The organism is Bradyrhizobium sp. AS23.2 (assembly GCF_001908185.1).
Classification (GTDB): Bacteria; Pseudomonadota; Alphaproteobacteria; order Rhizobiales; family Xanthobacteraceae; genus Bradyrhizobium.
On record NZ_LGHM01000036.1, the window covers coordinates 19,406 to 39,450 of the forward strand.

At 64.8% G+C, this 20,045-nt stretch carries 18 protein-coding genes and 3 pseudogenes; 9 read left to right on the forward strand and 12 right to left on the reverse strand.

Annotated features, from left to right (window positions below; all coding sequences use genetic code 11):
• Nucleotides 1-229: 229 nt before the first annotated feature.
• From AC630_RS08310 to AC630_RS48015, 3 genes and pseudogenes are all read right to left on the reverse strand, one after another.
• The gene (locus AC630_RS08310; protein WP_083636154.1) at nt 230-1,285 is read right to left on the reverse strand and encodes a carboxylesterase family protein; all 1,056 of its coding nucleotides are present in this window, start codon (nt 1,283-1,285) and stop codon (nt 230-232) included.
• A 123-nt stretch (nt 1,286-1,408) separates the two neighbouring features.
• Nucleotides 1,409-1,903: a hypothetical protein gene (locus tag AC630_RS08315; RefSeq protein WP_074118005.1), complete on the reverse strand. Its 495-nt coding sequence runs from the start codon at nt 1,901-1,903 to the stop codon at nt 1,409-1,411.
• Between the two features lie 234 nt (nt 1,904-2,137).
• A pseudogene (locus tag AC630_RS48015) lies at nt 2,138-2,275 on the reverse strand (alpha-ketoglutarate-dependent dioxygenase AlkB); the annotation flags it as partial.
• Nucleotides 2,276-2,431: 156 nt separating this feature from the next.
• Between AC630_RS48015 and AC630_RS45280 the strand changes: the two are divergent.
• The gene (locus AC630_RS45280) at nt 2,432-2,572 is read left to right on the forward strand and encodes a hypothetical protein (protein WP_167561152.1); all 141 of its coding nucleotides are present in this window, start codon (nt 2,432-2,434) and stop codon (nt 2,570-2,572) included.
• On the opposite strand, the gene AC630_RS08325 is transcribed toward AC630_RS45280, so the two are convergent.
• From AC630_RS08325 to AC630_RS08335, 3 genes are read right to left on the reverse strand one after another with little or no spacing between them, the layout of a single operon-like run.
• Nucleotides 2,569-4,155 (reverse strand): ATP-binding protein, encoded by a 1,587-nt coding sequence (locus AC630_RS08325; RefSeq protein ID WP_074118006.1) that lies wholly within the window; start codon nt 4,153-4,155, stop codon nt 2,569-2,571. The genes AC630_RS45280 and AC630_RS08325 overlap by 4 nt on opposite strands.
• Nucleotides 4,152-4,856, reverse strand: a complete 705-nt coding sequence (locus AC630_RS08330) for a response regulator transcription factor (protein ID WP_074118007.1) — start codon at nt 4,854-4,856, stop codon at nt 4,152-4,154. The genes AC630_RS08325 and AC630_RS08330 overlap by 4 nt, the downstream gene beginning before the upstream one ends.
• Before the next feature lie 19 nt (nt 4,857-4,875).
• On the reverse strand, nt 4,876-6,384 hold the full coding sequence (locus AC630_RS08335; protein WP_074118008.1) for a DUF4153 domain-containing protein: 1,509 nt from the start codon (nt 6,382-6,384) through the stop codon (nt 4,876-4,878).
• A 187-nt stretch (nt 6,385-6,571) separates the two neighbouring features.
• On the opposite strand from AC630_RS08335, the gene AC630_RS08340 reads away from it, so the two are divergent.
• The 3 genes from AC630_RS08340 to AC630_RS08350 all read left to right on the forward strand — a co-directional run bounded on the left by AC630_RS08340 (nt 6,572) and on the right by AC630_RS08350 (nt 8,403).
• Complete coding sequence (locus AC630_RS08340; RefSeq protein WP_074118009.1) at nt 6,572-7,930, forward strand: glycoside hydrolase family 3 N-terminal domain-containing protein; 1,359 nt, start codon at nt 6,572-6,574, stop codon at nt 7,928-7,930.
• Nucleotides 7,931-7,967: 37 nt separating this feature from the next.
• Complete coding sequence (locus tag AC630_RS46780) at nt 7,968-8,123, forward strand: hypothetical protein (protein ID WP_245330305.1); 156 nt, start codon at nt 7,968-7,970, stop codon at nt 8,121-8,123.
• Nucleotides 8,124-8,196: 73 nt separating this feature from the next.
• On the forward strand, nt 8,197-8,403 hold the full coding sequence (locus AC630_RS08350; protein ID WP_074118010.1) for a hypothetical protein: 207 nt from the start codon (nt 8,197-8,199) through the stop codon (nt 8,401-8,403).
• Between the two features lie 247 nt (nt 8,404-8,650).
• On the opposite strand, the gene AC630_RS08355 is transcribed toward AC630_RS08350, so the two are convergent.
• Nucleotides 8,651-9,496 carry an SDR family NAD(P)-dependent oxidoreductase gene (locus tag AC630_RS08355; protein WP_074118011.1) on the reverse strand — a complete coding sequence of 282 codons (846 nt, stop codon included), beginning with the start codon at nt 9,494-9,496 and terminating at the stop codon, nt 8,651-8,653.
• A gap of 185 nt (nt 9,497-9,681) precedes the next feature.
• Between AC630_RS08355 and AC630_RS08360 the strand changes: the two genes are divergently transcribed.
• The 4 genes and pseudogenes from AC630_RS08360 to AC630_RS08370 all read left to right on the forward strand — a co-directional run bounded on the left by AC630_RS08360 (nt 9,682) and on the right by AC630_RS08370 (nt 13,192).
• Complete coding sequence (locus AC630_RS08360) at nt 9,682-11,178, forward strand: aldehyde dehydrogenase family protein (protein WP_074118012.1); 1,497 nt, start codon at nt 9,682-9,684, stop codon at nt 11,176-11,178.
• 118 nt (nt 11,179-11,296) lie between these two features.
• Nucleotides 11,297-12,425: pseudogene (locus AC630_RS08365) on the forward strand (alkene reductase).
• A 92-nt stretch (nt 12,426-12,517) separates the two neighbouring features.
• The gene (locus AC630_RS45285) at nt 12,518-12,673 is read left to right on the forward strand and encodes a hypothetical protein (protein WP_167561153.1); all 156 of its coding nucleotides are present in this window, start codon (nt 12,518-12,520) and stop codon (nt 12,671-12,673) included.
• Between the two features lie 15 nt (nt 12,674-12,688).
• On the forward strand, nt 12,689-13,192 hold the full coding sequence (locus tag AC630_RS08370) for a GFA family protein (RefSeq protein ID WP_074118013.1): 504 nt from the start codon (nt 12,689-12,691) through the stop codon (nt 13,190-13,192).
• A gap of 166 nt (nt 13,193-13,358) precedes the next feature.
• Here AC630_RS08370 and AC630_RS08375 read toward each other — a convergent pair whose 3' ends face one another.
• The 5 genes and pseudogenes from AC630_RS08375 to AC630_RS08390 all read right to left on the reverse strand — a co-directional run bounded on the left by AC630_RS08375 (nt 13,359) and on the right by AC630_RS08390 (nt 19,097).
• Nucleotides 13,359-13,994, reverse strand: coding sequence for a LysE family translocator (locus AC630_RS08375; RefSeq protein WP_074118014.1), 636 nt, complete (start codon nt 13,992-13,994; stop codon nt 13,359-13,361).
• Nucleotides 13,995-14,074: 80 nt separating this feature from the next.
• Entirely contained in the window at nt 14,075-14,710 is a 636-nt protein-coding gene (locus AC630_RS08380) for a LysE family translocator (protein ID WP_074118015.1), read from the reverse strand.
• Nucleotides 14,711-14,743: 33 nt separating this feature from the next.
• Nucleotides 14,744-17,392 carry a DNA polymerase I gene (polA, locus tag AC630_RS08385; protein WP_502691504.1) on the reverse strand — a complete coding sequence of 883 codons (2,649 nt, stop codon included), beginning with the start codon at nt 17,390-17,392 and terminating at the stop codon, nt 14,744-14,746.
• Nucleotides 17,393-17,495: 103 nt separating this feature from the next.
• A pseudogene (locus AC630_RS48240) lies at nt 17,496-17,816 on the reverse strand (DNA polymerase I); the annotation flags it as partial.
• Between the two features lie 210 nt (nt 17,817-18,026).
• Complete coding sequence (locus tag AC630_RS08390; protein ID WP_074118016.1) at nt 18,027-19,097, reverse strand: acyltransferase family protein; 1,071 nt, start codon at nt 19,095-19,097, stop codon at nt 18,027-18,029.
• A gap of 192 nt (nt 19,098-19,289) precedes the next feature.
• Between AC630_RS08390 and AC630_RS08395 the strand changes: the two genes are divergently transcribed.
• On the forward strand, nt 19,290-20,045 hold a 756-nt coding region (locus AC630_RS08395; protein WP_143197906.1), incomplete at its 3' end, for a UDP-glucose dehydrogenase family protein.

Sequence of the window (20,045 nt, forward strand, 5' to 3'; positions counted from 1 at the left end):
TGCGGCAGTCTCGATCCCTCACCCTGAGGAGCCGCGAAGCGGCGTCTCGAAGGGCGAGGGCCACAGGCGGGCCTGCATCCTTCGAGACGCGCGCCAGTGCGCGCTCCTCAGGATGAGGCGCGTGCGCTCGTATGTTATTTTCTGATTGAGAGAGCGTGCCGTGTGGCATCCCCCTCCCTAACCCTCCCCCGCAAGGGGGAGGGAAGGCACCTTTGTTGGCGAAATGACTTCATTCATGAGCGCATCGGCGACGAGCACACGGCGCAGCCACGCGCTCCTCTGGGCTCCCTCCCCCCAGGGCAGGGGAGAGGGGTGGCCCGGTAAATGGTGAAAGTGGTCGCCGACAACACGCCTCTACGGCAATCCCCCGCGCCTCGAGCTGGTGCACCAGCAGCAGCGTCGGCTCGGCGAGACTGTCGCCGGAGCCGTCGAGGCCGAAGGCGCCGGCGATGCCGTCGCGGTTGCGCAGGAGCGAGGCGCGCGGGCAATGGCCGGCGCCGCAGAGCGTCTTCTTCAGGGTCTCGCCCTGGGTGATGAGGCCAGCGGGATCGTCCGTGGCCCAGGCCAGCACGATCGGAACGTCGACGTTGAGGATGCCCGGGAAAGCCGACCGCTTGTCATACTGAGTGGCGTCAGCGCCGAGATAGGCCTTCACGCTATCGCTCGCGTCCTTGCCGGCGCGGTAGATGCCCGAGATCAGCACGACGCCGGCGACGTCTGCGTGATCGGTCTGGAGCTCGGGATGCGCCAGCAGGGCGGCGACGTGAAAGGCACCGGCGCCGTAACCCACCGCGACGATCTCGCGGGCGTCGCCGTTGAACAGGTCGATATTGCCATGAATCCAGGACAGCGCTGCCGCGACGTCGGTCGCACCAACCGGCCAGACCGCCGACGGCGCGAGGCGATAGTTGACCCGAACCCCGATCATGTCGTTGCGCGCGGCAAAACACATGACCTGGTCCTGGATCTCGCGGGCCAGGTCCGGCGCCCCCCGATCGCCGGTGAAGGTGTCGCCCGCCACGAACAGCAGCACCGGCCGCGGAGTCTCCGCCTTGGTTGCGCTGGTAGCGACATCGAGCACGTTGGCTTCGCTCTCGCCGTAGCGCAGGCCGCGCGAGAAGGTGACCTGCTCGCACAGCCGTGCGGTGCCGCCGGCGGTCGTGTCGGAATCGGTGAGGCCTGTCAGGACAAGATCGGACGGCGCGGTCAGCCGTGCCGGCAGTGGACCGTGCGCGGAGGCAGTCGTGACGCTCAGAAAAAGGAAAAATGCGAGATAATTCTTCATGTTGGTGCCGGCCCTGCCCGCCTCATATTGGCTTCCTCGTTGGGCCTGTCTTTTCAATTCGCCTTATTAGTTGGCTGGTCTTGAGGCGATTTCACGGCACCCTCGGCTGGCTCTCCAGGCCCGTCAATTCCCCGGCTGGAACGTGCAATCCGCCCCGCTGCCGTCCTTCCGCCTGATGGCGTTGGGGTCGATCGTGCAGCTCAGCTTGCTCAGGCTCTCGAAATTCGATCCCGCTGCGCCATCGGACGGGACGCCGGCCTGCGCTTCGGTTGCGAAGATCTCGTTGGCCGTAGAGCCGTTCACGGTCCTGACCTTCTTGCCGAAGGTGACCTCGCAGTTGCGTGTGGTGATGTCGACATTGCCCGCGCGGCAGACAATCCTGTCAGCGGTCACCACGATCGGCTTCTTGTAGGGAATGTCGCTGTTGGCGGCGAACAGCATCGCCACCGCCTTCTTCTCGGCGCCCGACAGGTCCGGCGACAGCGGTGCGATCACACCCGCGAGCGCCAGCGCCGTCGAGCCCAAGACTTTTGCGGGCGTCGCGGCGGGGGCACCGGCAATGTTGAAGGCGGTCGCGACAACGAGAGCGGAGACGCGGATCAATCCAGCGGGCTTCATCCCTGTCTCCATGACCTCAAGTCTCAGGCCGCCTTCTTGCGCCGTGAACCGCGTGCATCCAGTCTAGCATGCAATCGGATTTGGAAGGCAAGGTGCCAATCGCGCGGTGGTTGCGCGGGGCGGCGGTTTTGCACCGATGTGTCAAACGGTTGTCGCACGCGACCGAGCCTCATGCGGGCAAGGCGCTTCTACTTTGCATGGGGTTGTTTTCGCAGTTTTTGTCGGGACGGCCTGTCACGTCCGCTTCATCGTCCGGAAGGTGATGGAATAGCGGCGTGCCTCGACCGACGGGATGCTGTGCTTCCATTGTGACCGCGTCTCGCCATCCATCATGTAGAGCGAGCGCGGCAGGGCCTCGAGCGTGTGGCGCTCCGAAGGCGCCGAACTGGAAGGGCTGGAGCGGCAATGCTGCGATGCGGCCGATCATCTCCTGCTCGACGGATGCCTCGATCCTCGCATTTCCGTGATGGAACCTAATGGCGGCTGATGCGACTTATGTAAGACGCGGGAGAAACGTGCGAGGCTGTCATGGCAGAGAAGCATACCGCAGACCCGGCAGAGATCATGCGGGCGAACGGTCATCCTGAGCTGGAATATGCCGCGGGCTGGACCATCGCCGGCCTGGTCACCATCGGCACCATCGTCGCAGTCTGGGTATTTGCGATCTAGGCCACCGGAAACTGGAGCTCGAACGCCGCGCCCTCGTCGGTCGGCTTGAACCTGATCGAGCCGCCATAGCTCGCCATCACCGCACGCGCGATCGCCAGCCCCATCCCTGTCCCGCCCTGGTCCCGCCGGGTGGTGAAGAACGCGTCAAAGATCCTGTCGCGGTTCGGCGCCGAGATCGGCTCGCCATCATTGCTGACCGTCAGAAGCAAGGTCGTGCGCTCGTCGACCGCCTCCAACCTGATCGTCCTCGCCTTGTGCCGCATCGCGTTATCGGCGAGATGCGACAGTACGATCAGCGCCTTCTCGCCGGACATGCCGATCATCCGGTCGAGGCTGCCGCTGGCCGAGATTGAGCTTGCCGGAAACCGGCTCCTGAGGTCGGCGATCACGGGCGCAAGTTCGGTGCGCTCGTTCTGCGGCAGGCTTTCGGCGCGGGCCAGCTCGCGCAGCCGCTGCGCCATCGCTTCCAGCCGCTGTGTGTCCGACAGGATGTTCGCGATGAACGTCTTCTGCTCCGCCGGCGTCAGGCTGTCGGCCTTGCCCTGAAGCGAATCCTGCAGCAGCTCGGCCGCGCCCTTGATCGAGGTCAGCGGCGATTTCAGCTCGTGGGTAAGGTGGGCCGAGAAGGTCGCGATATAGTCGGAGCGCCGCGCCAGCTGCTCGGCCATGCCGAGGAAGCTGTGCGAGAGCTGGGCGAACTCCCGCGTGCCGTAGTGCCGGAGCGGCCGGAACGCCCCGCGGTCACCGCGGCCGATCCGTGCAGCGCGATCGATCAGCTCGCGCATCGGCAGCGTGATGGTGCGCGAGAATACGAGTCCGATCGCGATCGTGCCGAGGATCACGGCGAGCCCCGCCAGCACGAACTTGGCCCGCTCCTGGTAGAGATGGTCAAAAATGTTGCTTGGCGTCCGCGTGGTGTAGATCACCCCCGCGACGCGGTTGTTGACGATGACCGGCATCGCCGAGAACACGTGCACGCCAAGGCCGCGGCTGAAGGAATAGATCGGCGGCGGCGGCTTGTCCGGCACGCGGTTGCGCAAAGTGGCGCGGTATTGCCCGTGCAGCGCGTCCGCGACCTCCTCGATATGGGCGAGCGATTGCCCGACCTCCTGGCGTCCGGCGATCACCACGCCTTGCGGATCGAGGATCCGAAATCCCGCGAGCGTGACCTTCTGGGTCTCGCGGATGATCGGTGTCAGCCTGGCGCCGATCTCGACATAGGCCTGCTGCGCCGGTCGCGGCGCCGCCTGCGCATCCGGCCGACGCCGCAACAGGTCGTTGGCGGTCAGGTCGAGCGCGGGCCGGATCGGCGTGAACTGGTCGCCGGGATCGGGCAGCACACCGGGCGGCACTTCGGGACCGAGCGTAAGGCCGCTGTCGAGCCTGGCTGCGACCTCCTGCGCATAGATCGTCGCCAGCACGCGGCTCTGCGCGATCAGCTCGGCCTGGGTCTGGCGGATGAGCTGATTGTCGTAGAGGCGGAAGAAGAACAGGCCGACCAGCGGCAGCACGGCGACGGTCGCCAGCACCGCGAAGATCACGAGCCCGAGCGATGGCCGCCATTTGTCGGGTGCGGCGCTCACGCCTCTTTCTCGCAGCGGCCGAGCTTGAAGCCGACGCCGTGGATGGTCTCGATGACATTGTCGCAATTCTGCGCCGCGAGCTTGGAGCGGATGTTGCGGATATGGCTGTCGATGGTGCGGTCGGAGACCTGGATGTTGAGCTGATAGGCCGCCCGCATCAGCTGCTCGCGGTTGAAGACCGAAGTCGGCCGGGTCAGGAAGGCGCGCAGGATGCCGAACTCGATCGCGGTCAGCTTCAGCGGCGTGCCCGCGAAGGACGCCGCGTGCTGCTCTGGGTCGATCAGGAGGCCGCCTTGCGCTAACGCGGTGAGACCAGGCTTGGTCTCGCCGTTGCGGGGGCTGAGGCGGCGCAGGATGACGTTGACCCGCGCCACCAGCTCGCGCGGGCTGAACGGCTTTGTCACGTAGTCGTCGCCGCCGATTTCGAGGCCAAGCACGCGGTCGATCTCCTCGTCGCGCGCCGACAGGAACAGGATCGGCACGCCGGAGCCTTTGCGCACCTCGCGGCAGACGTCGAGGCCATCGAACTCGGGCATGCCGATGTCGAGCACGATCAGATCGGGTTTGTCGGCGGCGAAGCGGCTCAGCGCCTCCTTGCCATCGCGCGCCTCGATCACGTCCATGCCGGCCTTCTTCAGGGCGACGCGAATGACCTCGCGGATGTGGCCTTCGTCGTCGACGATGAGAATGCGATGCGCCAAGAAATTCTCCGCTTTCCCGTCAGCCCGCCGGCTGGCTGCCGGACTGATCCCTCGCCTGCGCATCCAGCCTGCGCTGGAGCCGCCAGCTTCGAAAGCCCCAGCTGCGCCAGGCCAGATCCTGACGCAGCTGTTCTACAAGGCGGTCGCGGCGTGACACAAGGCAGGTCTCGGTGGCGCCGGGTCGGAGCGCGATCGCCTTGTCGATCGCGGGCAGCGCCTGCGGTCCGAGGGTGAGAAGATAGTTGATATCGATCTGCGCCCCCTTGCCCGAGGCTTCCCGGCTGTGCGCGACATTGTAGTCGGCGATAAGCGCATCGAAGTTCACGAGCGAAGCGAAATAGAGGACGGTAGTCAAGGCGATCAGATTGGCGCCGACGAGCCATTGGTTGGACCGGTCGAGCACAATGCGCGCGACGATCAGGATCAGCCCGAGTGCCACCAGCCCCATCCATACGAAGGCCGCGATGCGCCAGTAGGTCAGCATGTAGATGTCGACGTAGAGATCGAGGCGGAGGATTGAGGAGGCGACGAGCAGGACGTTCTGCCCCACCCATAGATAAACCAACGGGCGGATCACCTTCGACTTCTCCGCCGGTCCGCCTGGACGCATCGCGACCAGCACGAAGGCGGCGGCAAGCAGCGCCGTCGCGATCAGCGGATAGGCGCCGCGATGGGCGTAGGACGCATAGGTGACATTGGCGGGCAGCGCCACATGGCCCCAGAGATAGATCGCGTCGAGGATGGACTGTGCCGCGAACAGCAGGTTGAACAGGATCAGCGAGCGCAGAATGGTGGAGGGCCCGAGGAATTCAGCCGAAACGAAGGGCGCGAGGGGTTCCGGCTCGGCGACATCGGCGACAGCCGGGATGATAACCTTCTTGCGCCGCCAGCGCACGTGGATGAACGGCCAGACCAGCGCCAGCATCATGGTCCAGAACAGCACGCGCCAGACACTGAGATAGTCGAAGATGACCTTTGGATTGAGCAGGGACAGCCATTGCTCGATCACCGGATTGGCCGCGGCGAACAACGCGATGAACACGGTACTCAGCACAACCGGCATCAACCAGAGCGCGATGCCCCGGGTAAGCGCCGACAGGTTGAAGACCTCGAGCGCATCGGGAAAGAATCGCAAGGGGCCGATCAGGACAAAATTTCGGCGCGCCCGGGCGCGGTCGGCGAGCCCTGTCGTGTCGGGGTTGGTCGCGAGCAGGAGGGCGATGGCCAGCGCTGCGACGAGAACCAGGAACGAGAGCGTATTGAACTCCTCGACGGCCGGCACGAGACCAAGTGCGACGATCGCGCCGCCGGTCACCGCGCGCCGAAGGTCCAGCGTCGCATGGTTGGCGAGCAGCGAGGCGCAGGCGATCGCGATGGCAAAGATGACCAGCGACAGCCCCATCCGCTGGTCGTAGAACAGCCAGTCCGCGAGTGCGGCCAGCGCCAGCGCCATCGCGAGCCTGGCCGACAACGCGGAAGGCCTGATCGATTGAATGTCCGTCGTCGCCGTCGAAGCCAGGCTCGTCATGTCCAGAAGACCCTTCCTGATTGGTGGCATCACGAAGTCTGAACGCCGCTTGTGCAGAAGGCAGGGCCTTCGTCTGCACGGTTTCAGGACTCTTTTGCAGTTTTCGTGCAGGCGCGCTTTTGCCTCTCGCGCAGCGTAAGTCGCTTTGATAGGTGCGACGCATTCATCACCTTGCACGTGACGCATCATGCACTTCCTTCGTCGCATCGGCCTTATCCTGCTCTGGCTTGCCGCGCCCGTTGTTTCATTCGCCGCTGTGAACAAGAACGATCCCTATCTGGTCCCGCTGCGCGGCGCCGGAAACATCGTGCTTGTCGTCGCAAGCATCGCGATCGTCATCATCCTGATCCGCGGCGAGCGGTGGCGCAGCATCGCGGGCAAGCTGCTTGTCATGCTCTGGTGCCTGCCGCCGCTGTTGATGTCGGTCGCGCATCTGAGATTCGAATTGCGTAGGCACGACGTTCTCAGCGCGAGCGCCACTGAAGCGCGCCAGCTCGGGCCTCACTTCATGGTCGGCTATTCGTCCTTTCCCGAGGTCGCGCGTCTCGCCGAGCGGGGATTGATCGGCGGCGTCTACGTCACGCGGCACAACATCCGGGGCCGGACGGTCGAGGCACTACGTGCGGAGATCGCGGCGTTGCAGGATAAGCGGCGCGCAGCTAGCCTGCCGCCGCTGGTCATCGCGGCGGACCAGGAGGGCGGCATCGTCGGGCATCTTGCGCCGCCGCTGACAAAAGTGCCGGCGCTGGCGACCCTCGCCGGGCTCGCCCCCGACGACCAGCAGAGCAAAGCGGAAGAGTTCGGCCGCATCCACGGGCGCGAGCTCGCCGGGCTCGGCGTCAACCTCAACCTCGCGCCGGTGCTCGACCTCAAGCCGCCGGTCCGCCGCAACCGCCTCGACTTCCACACGCTGATCGGCCAGCGCGCGATTGCCACCGACCCTGCCGTCGTCAGCACGATCGCAAGCGCCTATGTACGCGGGCTGGAAGAAACCAGTGTCGGCGCGACACTCAAGCATTTTCCCGGCATCGGCCGCGTGCGCACCGACACGCATCATTTCAGCGCCAATCTCGACACGCCGGTTAGGGAGCTGGAAGCAACCGACTGGATTCCGTTCCGCGAGGTGCTGTCGCATTCGCGCAGCGCGCTCATGGTCGGCCATATCACGCTTACGGCCGTCGATCCCGATCGCGCCGCCTCGCACTCGAAGCGCGTCGTCGACGGGATCATTCGCGACAAATGGGGTTACCAGGGCGTCGTGATGACCGACGACCTCGTGATGGGCGCGATCTACCAGCACGACGTCTGCAAGGCGGTGGTCGAGGCCATCAACGCCGGCGTCGATCTGCTGCTGGTCGCTTATGACGGCGCGCAGTTCTACAGGATTTTTGCCTGCGCGCTGGACGGATCGCGGCAGGGCAAGCTCGACGCCGCAATGTTGCGTGCGAGTGAGGCGCGGCTGGAGCAGGGCTTTCCGACCGCGCAGGCGCGAGCCGCCTCAAGCCCCATGCGTGTCGTGGACAAGGACCAGCCCTTCGCAAATTGACGATAGTTCGGCCGCGAACAACGCGACTCATCTCGTCGTGCTGTCGCCCGTTCCGGTCGATATCCTTGCGTTCGCGGTTCCCGTGGCAACGGCCAATCCTGGTTCGACCCGCGCGGAGTTGCGGAAGGGTCCGTATGTCGCCGAGACGTGTCCGGTGCATGTCGAGGACGGTTACGTGATTGTCGAGGTCTGAGCCGGCATTGCCGATTGTGATTTGAACGCAGGTGCGATATGGCTCTCGCGCTTTCAGAGGCGGGAGACGAGCTTTGTCGAAACAATCCCTGCGTGAAGAGGCCGAGCGCCTGATCCGCGAATCGATGGAGAAGAAGACCATCGTCGTGAAGCAGGGCACGACCCGCATCGAGGCCGTCTGCGGCAAGTGCGGCGCGCCGAACCGGGTCCAGGCGGAAAAGGGCCAGAGCCGCGTCAAGTTTGCCTGCAAGCAATGCGGGCACCAGCAGGAGACGCTGTAGGCTTCTTAACCTCTCCCCGCCCTTCTGCGGGGAGAGGCCGGATCGCTCCCGGCGATGCGAAGCATCGTCCGGTGCGATCCGGGTGAGGGGCATGGCACTGAGTTGCCGCGATAAAAGTCTAGCCGACTCGACGGCCGCCCTTTGCGAAATCCCCTCTAATTCTTCAGACCGCAGTTTGCAGAGGCAGCCCCTCACCCCACCCTCTCCCCGTAAGAACGGGGCGAGGGAGGGAGAGAGCGGTGCTAGCCTACTCGCCCTTCACGAACTTCGCGAACGCGTCCGCGTAATCCGGGTGCCAGCGCGACAGCGGCGGTCGGTTTTCGACGATATCGCCAGCGGCCCACAGCATGCGCTTTTCATCGAGCGCGCGCGGCACGTCGTTGTCCGGGCAGAGGATGTAGAAGTCGCCTGCTGCCAGCCGCGCAAGCATGAAGTCCACCGTCTGCTCCGGCGTCCAGGCACCGGCCGGCTTCTCGGTTCGTCCCTTGGCGGTCAGGCCGGTGAAGACGAAGCCGGGGATCAGCAGATGCGCCGTGATGCGGCAATCCCTGGTGTTCCGCAGCTCGTGCTGGAGCGCCTCGGTGAACGCCTTCACGCCGGCCTTGGAGACATTATAGGCGGGATCGCCGGGCGGTGTGGTGATGCCCTGTTTCGAGCCGGTATTGATGATGAGGCCGCACCTGCCGCGCGCGATCATATTGGGCGCGAAGATGCGGGAGCCGTTGATGATGCCCCACATGTTGACGCCGATGACGCGCTGCCAATTGTCGGGCTCGCCGAAGAGCGTGCTGCCCGGCTGGATGCCGGCGTTGTTCATGAGGATGTCGGTACCGCCGAAACGCTCGCGCACGGCGCGCTCCAGTTCCGCCACGCTCTCGGCCTTGCTGACATCGACAGCGAACGTCATCACATGTGTGGCGCTCGTTGCGGATGACAGTTTTGTTGCGGCCTCGGCCAGCCGCGTCTGGTCGACATCGGCGATGCACACCTTCATGCCGGCGCGCGCAAAGGCCATGGCGGCGGCCAATCCGATGCCGGACGCGCCGCCCGTGATCACGGCAACATTGTCTTTGACGATGGCGGAATGTGGCATGGATTGTCTCCGGGGGAGGACTTCGGTCGTGCTATAACATGCCGAGGGCGCGACCCTGCACAAGTCGGCATGGGAGGTCTTCGTTCCACGCCGCCTTTACGCCTATCCGGCACCGCTGTATTCTTCTCGACTTAACGATCCCGCCCAGATCGAACCCAATCAATCACCTGACAGGGAGTGCAGCCATGGCTGTGTCGCAGGCTATTCCGATCACGCGCCATCCGTTCGCCAACGGGTCCTACAAGCAGATGCTGATCGACGGGAAGTGGGTCGACGCCGCTTCCGGCAAGCGCTTCGAGACCCATAACCCCGCTACCGGCGAATTGCTCGCAACCGTCGCCGAGGGCGACAAGGAAGACATTGATCGTGCGGTCGCGGCCGCCCGCCGCGCCTTCGAAGGACCGTGGAGCAAGGTCAAGCCGTTCGAGCGGCAGAACCTGCTGCTCAAGCTGGCCGACCTCGTCGAGAAGAATTTCGACGAATTGTCGCAACTCGACACGATCGACATGGGCGCGCCGCTCAGCCGAACCCGCGCCTATCGCCTGCGCGCCGTCGGCATGCTGCGCTATTACGCCGGCCAGACCACCGCGATCCATGGCGAGACCATCGAGAACTCGCTGCCGGGCGAAATCTTCTCCTACACGCTGAAGGAGCCGATCGGCGTCGTCGGCGCCATCATTCCCTGGAACGGCCCGCTCACCGCGACGATCTGGAAAATCGGTCCGGCAATCGCGACCGGCTGCACAGTGGTACTCAAACCCGCCGAAGAGGCGCCGCTGACCTCGCTCCGCATCGCCGAGCTGGCGATGGAAGCAGGCGTTCCACCCGGCGTCATCAACGTCGTGCCCGGCTATGGCGAGACCGCGGGCGCCGCGCTCGCCTCGCATCACGACGTCGACAAGGTCGCCTTCACCGGCTCACATGTCACGGGACAGTCGATCATCCGCGCCTCCGCCGGCAACCTCAAGCGCGTCTCGCTCGAGCTTGGCGGCAAGTCGCCGGACATCGTGTTCGCGGATGCCGATCTCGATGCCGCCGTGCCGGGCGCCGCGATGGCGGTGTTCGCCAACTCCGGCCAGATCTGCAGCGCCGGCACGCGCCTGTTCGTCGAGCAGTCGATTTATGAAGAGTTCGTCGGCCGCGTCGCCGAGTTCGGCAAGGAGCTGCAGGTCGGCAACGGCCTCGATCCCAACGTACAAATCGGCCCGCTGGTCTCGGAGCAGCAGCTCGAACACGTCACCAGTTATCTCGACATTGGCCAGAAGGAAGGCGCACGGGCGCTCGCCGGCGGTGGCCGCGTCACCGAAGGCGCGCTGTCCAAGGGCTTCTTCGTTTCGCCGACGGTGTTCGCGGGTGTCCAGGACAACATGCGCATCGCGCAGGAGGAGATTTTTGGTCCCGTCATCTCCGCGATCGCGTTCAAGGACATGGACGAGCTGGTCAAGCGCGCCAACAACACCACGTTCGGCCTCGGCTCCGGCCTGTGGACACGCGACGTCAGCAAGGCGCATGCGGTCGCAAAGTCGCTGCGCGCAGGTTCGGTTTGGGTCAACTGCTACCAGGCGATGGACCCGGCCGTGCCCTTCGGCGGCTACAAGATGAGCGGCTACGGCCGAGAGTCCGGCAAGCAGCATGTCGAGGAATATCTCAACGTGAAGGCCGTCTGGATCAAGACGGCGTAAGACGTATCCTCTCCCACGTTCCGCGGGAGGGAATATCTGCTTTTATAGGGGCGGCGCCTTTTCGAGGGGCCGCCCCTCGCTATATGATCCGCATCCTTTCATAGCCATTGGGGCCCACATGAAATTCGAGGCGTTGTTCAAACCGTTGCAGGTCGGTCCGTACAAGCTCGCGCATCGCGTCGCGATGGCGCCGCTGACGCGCATGCGGACCGAGCGCGAGAGCTTTTCGCCGCGACCGCTCAACGCCGAATATTATAGCCAGCGCGCGACGCCGGGGGGGCCTGCTCATTGCGGAAGCATCGCCTGTGCTCTCGCACGGTCGCGGCAATCCGGCGACGCCGGGCATCTATTCCGAGGCGCAGATCGCAGGCTGGCGCAAGGTGGTGGATGCCGTGCACGCCAAGGGCGGGATCATCTTCCTCCAGCTCTGGCATGTCGGCCGTGTCTCGCATTCGTCGTATCATGCCGGCGCGCTGCCGGTCTCGGCCTCGGCGATTCCGATCAAGGCCGACGGCATGAAGGCGATGACCGCCGACGGCAAGATTTCGGACTACGAGACGCCGCGCGCGCTGGAGACCGAAGAGGTCGAAGGCGTCGTCGAGGCGTTCCGGCAGGGCGCGAAGAACGCACTCGCAGCCGGCTTTGACGGCGTCGAGATCCACGGGGCCAACGGCTATCTGCTCGAGCAATTCCTGCAGTCGCGCAGCAACCAGCGTACCGATCAATATGGCGGCTCGATCGAGAACCGCGCACGGCTTCTGCTCGAAGTCACGCAGGCCGCCATTGACGTCTGGGGCGCGAACCGGGTTGGCGTGCGGCTGTCGCCCCATGGCATCGCCAACGATTCCGGTGAGCCTGACCCGATGCCGCTCTACACCCACGTTGTGAAGGCGCTCGACAAGCTCGGTCTCGCCTATCTGCACTTCATCGAGCCGCGTTCCAGCGGCGCCGGCCGCGCCGACGTCAACTGGCAGAACGTGCCGTCGGCGATGGTGCTGTTCCGTCCGCACTACAGCGGCGTGCTGATGACGGCCGGCGGCTTCACAGGCGAGACCGCGAATGCCGCGATCGCCGTCGGCCATGCCGACATCATCGCCTTCGGCCGCATCTTCATCTCCAATCCCGATTTGCCGCGGCGCCTGGAGCACGACTACCCGATCACGCCGTACAATCGCGCGACGTTCTATGGCGGCGAGGAGAAGGGTTACACGGACTATCCGGTGTATGACGAGCTGACGCCGGCCTGACCTTTCTTGTCATTCCGGGGCGACGCGAAGCGTCGAGCCCGGAATCCATCGGGCGGCAAGAGAGGGCGTGAAATGGATTCTCAGATGCGCAATTGCGCATCATAGCCCGCGACTTCGTCGCGCCCCGGAATGACGAGCTTGATTTGTTGCGCGACTGCCAACACAATTTTCGTCATTGCGAGCGCAGCGAAGCAATCCAGGATCTTTCCGCCGAGGCAGTCTGGATTGCTTCGCTGCGCTCGCAATGACGATGAGGAAACACCATGGCCAAAGCCGCAGCCGCCGCAGGAACCGCCACCGGGCAATGCCTCTGCGGCAAGGTCACCTTCGAGATCGACGTTCCCGCGCGCTGGGCCTGGCACGATCATTCGGCGGCCAGCCGCCGCGCCCACGGCGCGGCTTACGCGACCTATGTTGGAAGCTGGAAGAAGCGCTTTCGCGTCACCTCTGGCAAGACCGCGCTCACCCGCTACGAGGACAAGGCGACGAAAACCGCGCGCAGCTTCTGCTCCCATTGCGGCACGCCGATCGCCTATGAGCGCCCGCGCGGCCCGCACATGGTCAACATTCCCCGCGCGCTGTTCAGAGAGCGCACCGGCCGCCAGCCGCTCTATCACATCGCCATCGAAGAGTTGCAGGAATGGGCCTACACCGGCGAGCCGCTGGTGCCGCTGAAAGGCTTTCCCGGTGTGGTCTGGCAGCGTTCGAAAAAGAAGAAGCGCGCGGGCGGCGAGGATCCGTTCGAGCTGGGACGGGAGGAGATGTAGCGCGAGCCGCGCACTCAACTCTCGTGCCCCGGACGCAGCGCAGCGCCTCTTCGGCGGTGCGCTGCTGAGCCGGGGCCCATCTATCAACGAGCCCGGCGCAATCTGGGTCCCGGCTCTGCGCAGCAGCGCAAGAGCGCTGCAGCGCGTCCGGGACACGAGCGTGGGGCTACACCTTCTTCGCCTCGACCGCCATCCTGACCGCAAGCCCGGCCAGTACCGTGCCCATCAGCCAGCGCTGCACCAGCATCCAGCTCGGCCGGCTCGCCAGGAACAGCGCGATCGATCCTGCCGCGAGCGCAATCATCGCGTTGACGCTGACACTGATCGCAATCTGGATCGCGCCGAGCACCACCGACTGCGTCAGCACGCTGCCGGCCGCGGGATCGATGAATTGCGGCAGCAGCGCCAGATAGAGCATCGCAATCTTCGGGTTGAGCAGATTGGTGACGAAGCCCATCGCGAACAATTTGCGCGGGCTGTCGATCGCGAGCGTCTTCACCTGGAACGGCGAGCGCCCGCCCGGCTTCACCGCCTGCCAGGCCAGCCACAGCAGATAGCCAGCGCCGGCGAAGCGCAGCGCGTCATAGGCAAAGGGAATGGCAAGCAGCAGCGCCGTGATGCCGAACGCCGCGCACAGCATGTAGAACACGAAGCCCAGCGCCACGCCGCCGAGCGAGACGATGCCGGCCGCCGGCCCCTGCGTGATCGAGCGCGAGATCAGGTAGATCATGTTCGGTCCGGGCGTGAGCACGAGACCGAGGCAGACGAGGGCGAAGCCGAGCAGGGCGGAGGTGTGGGGCATGTGTGAGCCGGTGCGGGAGATCGCAGGGTTCTAATATGCGTGGCCTCGCCGGACCATCGCGCAATTGCTCGGAGGACAATTCAATGCGATCGCCCGGTCGTGAAGGCGAACCAGAGGGCTATGGCGACCAAAGCCAGAGCGAAAAGGCGACGCACCGCCTTGCGGTTGTTAGCGACGTCGATGGTCGATTGCAGCGAGCCCGCCAGCGCGACGATCGTAACATGAATCAAGGTCGCGATCGCGACATAGACGACGCTGAGCATCAGGGTCTGCCTGACGACCGATCCTGCTTCGGCGCGGACGAACTCCGGCAACACCGCCACGTAGAACACGGCCGCCTTGGGATTCAACAGGTTGGTGATCAGCCCCCGCCGGAACGCCGGCCATGGCCGCGCATCGCCGTCGCCTGCCTGATCGGGCGCGATGTCCTCCTTGCCCGACCATGCTTCCCAGGCGAGCCACAGCAGAAAGGCGACGCCGCCCCAGCGCAACAGACCGTATAGCAGCGGCGAATGATCGATCGCGGCCGCAAGGCCGAATGCCGCGATGATGCCATAGGTCATCAGCCCCAGCGCAATGCCGGCCACTGCGGCAAAGCCCGTACGCATGCCGCTGGAGAGCGACAGCGCCGCGAGATAGGTCATGTTGGGACCGGGCGTGATCTCGATCACAAGCGCGGTCACCGCGAATGCGAGCAGCGGACTGAGATTATTCACGCGGATGGGCCCGGTTGCGAGCGTGCTGACGGATCAGTGCGCCTCGTCCCAATTATTCGCCGCGCGGGCGTCCACGTGCAGCGGCACCGAGAGCAGCACGGCCGGGAACGGCGCGTCTTGCATGACGTGCTGCACGACGGGGAGCGTTGCCTCGACCTCGGCGTCCGGCACCTCGAAGATCAGTTCGTCATGCACCTGCAAGAGCATCTGCGCCGACAGCTTCTTCTGGGCCAGCGCGTCCTCCACGCGGGTCATGGCGCGACGGATGATGTCGGCCGCGGTGCCCTGGAGCCGCGCGTTGATCGCGGCGCGCTCATTGAACGCGCGCACCGAAGCGTTCGACGCCTTGATGTCGGGATAGTGGCACTTGCGGCCGAACAGCGTGGTGACGTAGCCATGCTGCCGGCAGAACTCCTTCGTCTCGTCCATATAGGCGCGGATGCCGGGGAAGCGCTCGAAGTACTTCTTGATGTAAGCGGACGCTTCCTCGCGCGCGATGCCGAGCTGGTTGGCGAGGCCAAACGCCGAGATGCCGTAGATGATGCCGAAATTGATCGCTTTCGCGCGACGGCGGACTTCGCTCGGCATGCCCTCGATCGGCACGCCGAACATTTCGGATGCGGTCATGGCGTGAATGTCGAGCCCGTCCCTGAACGCCTGCTTCAGCACGGGAATGTCGGCGATCTCCGCCAGCAGCCGCAGTTCGATCTGCGAATAGTCCGCTGACACCAGCTTGTGCCCGGGCGTGGCGATGAAGGCGCGCCTGATCTTGCGGCCGTCCTCGGTGCGCACCGGAATGTTCTGCAAGTTCGGCTCGTTCGACGACAGCCGGCCTGTCGTGGTCGCGGCCAGCGCGTAGGTCGTGTGCACGCGGTGGGTCTGCGGATTGACGTAGGTCGGCAGCGCGTCGGTGTAGGTCGATTTCAGTTTCGAGACCTGGCGCCACTCCAAGATCTTCTTCGGGAAGTCGTAGCCCTGTTCGGCGAGATCATCGAGCACCTGCGCGGTGGTCGACCACGCGCCGGTCTTGGTCTTGGTGCCGCCGGGCAATCCCATCTTGCCGAACAGGATGTCGCCGATCTGCTTGGGGCTGCCGACATTGATCGGCTCGCCGGCGATCTCCTGTACTTCCGCTTCGACGCGCGCGGCGGTCTGGGCGAATTCGCCTGATAGCCGCGACAGCACCTGGCGGTCGATCGAGATGCCGCGCCGCTCCATGCGCGCGAGCACCGCGACCAGCGGCCGCTCCAGCGTCTCGTAGACGGCGGTCATGTGTTCGGCGACGAGGCGCGGCTTCAGCACGCGCCAGACGCGCAGGGTCATGTCGGCGCCTTCCGCCGACAGCGGCGCAGCCTTGTCGATCGGCACCTGGTCGAAGGTGATCTTGCCCTTGCCGCTGCCGAGCAGCTCGCTCTCCTTCAGCATGGCGTGGCCGAACCAGCGCTCGGAAAGCGATTCCAGCCCATGCGAGCCGCGGCCGGCGTCGAGCACGTAGGAGATCAGCTGCGCATCGTCGGTGTCGCGCAAGCTGATGCCGTGCTGCGCCAGCATCACGGCGGTGAATTTGACATCGAATCCGACCTTGAGGATGCCCGCCGATTCCAGCACGGGGCGCAGCGCTTCGATAGCGTCGTCATGCTTGACCTGATCGGGCGCGAGGCCGGCGTCGAACAGACCGGCGCCGCCGCCGGACTGCTTGTGCGCCAGCGGCACGTAGCATGCATCGTTCGGCGCGAGCGCCAGCGCGATGCCGCAGAGATCGGACTGCATCGGATCGATCGAGTTTCCGCGGATCTCGATCGCGACATGGCCGGTCTCATGGATACGCGCGATGAAGGCGTCGAGCTCCTTGAGCGTCTTGATTGTCTGGTATTTGCTGCGGTCGACCGGAAGCTTGCGCAACGCTTCCTCGCGCGCTGCGGCCAGCGAGATCGGCGCGCCCTTGAGGCTCGCCGACTTGTCGCCCTTGTCGCCGCCCGTTGCTTTCGCAGCGGGGCCGGCGAAGAGATCGCCGGAGGCGTCGGACGCTTTCGCTTTGGCCGCGCCATCGCCGGCCCTGACGCTGCTGCTGTTGCTGGCATCGGCCTCGACATTGGCGGGATCGATCTGCGAATAGTCGGCGACGCGGCGGGTCAGCGTCGTAAATTCCATCGCCTTCAGGAAGGCGATCAGCTTGCGCGCCTCGGGCTCGTGGACGGCGAGGTCGTCAAGCGGCACGTCCAGCTCGACCTTGTCGTCGAGCAGCACGAGCTGGCGCGAGACCCGCGCCTTCTCGGCATTCTCGAGCAGCGCCTCGCGCCGCTTCGGCTGCTTGATCTCGGCGGCGCGGAACAGCAATTGCTCGAGATCGCCGTATTCGACGATCAGCTGCGCGGCGGTCTTGATGCCGATGCCGGGTACGCCCGGCACGTTGTCGGTGGAATCGCCGGCCAGGGCCTGCACCTCGACCACCTTCTCCGGCGGCACGCCGAACTTCTCGATCACTTCGGGGATGCCGATGCGGCGATCCTTCATGGTGTCGTACATCGTGATCTTGTCGTTCACCAGCTGCATCAGGTCCTTGTCGGAGGACACGATGGTCGTGATGGCGCCACGTTCGCTCGCCTGCCGCGCATAGGTCGCAATGAGATCGTCGGCCTCGAAGCCAGCCTGTTCCAGGCAGGGCAGATCGAAGGCGCGCACGGCCTCGCGGATCAGTGCAAATTGCGGGACCAGGTCGTCCGGAGCAGGGGGGACGGTGCGCCTTGTACTCGGGATAGATCTTGTTGCGGAAGGTGACCTCCGACTTGTCGAACACGATGGCGAGATGCGTCGGCCGGTTGTCGGCGGGCATGTCGCGCAGAAGCTTCCACAGCATGTTGCAGAAGCCGAGCACGGCGTTGACTTGAAGACCGTCCGACTTGCGGTTCAGCGGCGGCAGCGCGTGATAGGCACGGAAGATGTAGCCGGAACCGTCAACCAGGAAGATGTGGTCGCCCTTGCCGGCGGCCTTCGCCGCGACCGGTCTGGCAGCCGCTTTGGCAGCAGTGGGCTTGGTGTCGGCGGCCGCGGGCGCAGCAGCCTTGGTGTCAGCTTTGGCGGTGGTCTTCGGGGAGGTTTTGGGCATGGCCGCAATGTATGAATTTTTGCGGGCTTTGACAGCCTCGGGAGGGGGATTTTTGGCTTGCTGGCGCCACTATCCCCACTGTGATTCCCACCCCCACTGTCATTCCCCGGCTTGACCGGGGAATCCAGTACGCCGCGCCCTATCGGTCGATAATTACTGTCTGTGGAATACTGGGTCGCCCGGTCAAGCCGGGCGACGACAGCGACTGGATCACTCCGCCGCCTGCAACACCGGCCCAGCCTTTTTCGGCGCGATCCAGAATGCGTCGGGCCGCTCGAACAGGAAGCCGGCATTCAGCCGCAGTGCAGCCTGCCAGATCGCGAGCGATCCGAGCACGCCGACGATGGTGACGATCAACGATACCGTGCCGATGTCGGGAATGATGCCGGTGCGCAGCAGCAACGTCCGCGTCGCCGCCATCGGCAGGAAGAAGGCGAGATAGATCACGATCGAATGCTCGCCGCAGAAGCGCAGGAAGTTGCACCAGTGAGCGCGCGCGAGCAGCGTTCCTGTCGTGATGATGGCGCAGGCGCCGGCGAAGCCGAGCACGAGCGACACGATCTTCCATTCGCTGGCACCACACGCAACGAGACCGGCATTGACCAGCGCCCACGTCGCGAGCGCCGCGAGTGCAAGCGCGGGATGCTTGCGCGCACGATCCGACAGCGCGAACACGTAAGGCGCGAACAGATAGCCCGAATAGAAATAGACGAAGCGCGCGCAGAATTCGTCGATCGCGGTCCAGCCGGTCGAGATACGCGCCGTCTCCAGCGCGGCGGCGACGAGCCAGATCGCGAGCGGCGGGACTCGCCGTGTCAGTTTTGTGACGACAAAGAAGATCGGCAGGAGATAAATGAACCACAGCGTGCCGAACGGCTCGATGAAGGATTCGAGATACAGGAGGCCAACATCGCGCCAGCTGGCTGCCGCGGCGAAGGCGGGCGCCTTGAAGCCGAACTGGATTGTCACCCAGACGACATAGAAATAGGCGAAATGCACCACCTTGCGGTCGAGATAGGTTCGCCAGTCCCGATCGATCACCAATGGCAGGAACAGGCCAGAAATCAGGAAGAAATCCGGCATCCGGAACGGCTTTGCGAAGGCCACGGCTACATGCATGAAACCGGTCTCGCCGGCGGCGAGCTCGACCCCCAGCACCGAATGCATCATCACGACCATGACGATGCAGATGCCCTTGGCGTAGTCGACCCAGTCGACACGCGCGGCAGCGGAGGCTTTGGGAAGCCCCCCGCTTGCGGCGATTGTGCCTGATGGTGCCATGGTGTCCCTTTTTGAGGCTGTTCCGCCCGGTTCTGTGCGGGCGTGGGGCAGTTTGGAGCTTTGCGGTTTCCGACTTCTTTACCGGTTCAATTCGCGTGCCGGTTTTTGCAGGCGCACTGTTCTCTCCCCTAAGGAAAATGCTAAACCGCCCCGTGTTGGGGTTTCGTTAACCAAGCGAGAACAGGGTTTTTCATGCGAATCGCGATGATCGGAACGGGCTATGTGGGACTGGTGTCCGGAGCCTGCTTTGCGGATTTCGGTCACGACGTCACTTGCGTCGACAAGGACGAGAAGAAGATCGCCGCGCTTCATCGCGGCGAGATCCCGATCTATGAGCCCGGCCTCGACGAGCTGGTCGCAACCAACGTCAAGGCCAAGCGGCTCGAGTTCACCACCGACCTGTCCAAGCCGGTCACGGATGCGGATGCCGTGTTCATCGCGGTCGGCACGCCGTCGCGCCGCGGTGACGGTCACGCCGATCTGTCCTACGTCTATGCTGCCGCGCGCGAGATCGCGCAGTCGCTCAAAGGCTTCACCGTCGTGGTGACGAAGTCGACCGTGCCGGTCGGCACCGGCGACGAGGTCGAGCGCATCATCCGCGAGACCAATCCCAACGCCGACGTCGTCGTCGCCTCCAACCCCGAATTCCTGCGCGAGGGCGCCGCGATCCGCGACTTCAAGTTCCCGGACCGCGTCGTGGTCGGCACCTCCGACGAGCGCGGCCGCAAGGTGATGGGCGACATCTATCGTCCGCTGTCGCTGAACCAGGCGCCGTTGATGTTCACGGCGCGCCGCACCGCCGAGATGATCAAATACGCCGCGAACGCGTTCCTCGCGACCAAGATCACCTTCATCAACGAGATCGCCGATCTCTCCGAAAAAGTCGGCGCCAACGTGCAGGAGGTCGCGCGCGGCATCGGCCTCGACAACCGCATCGGCACCAAATTC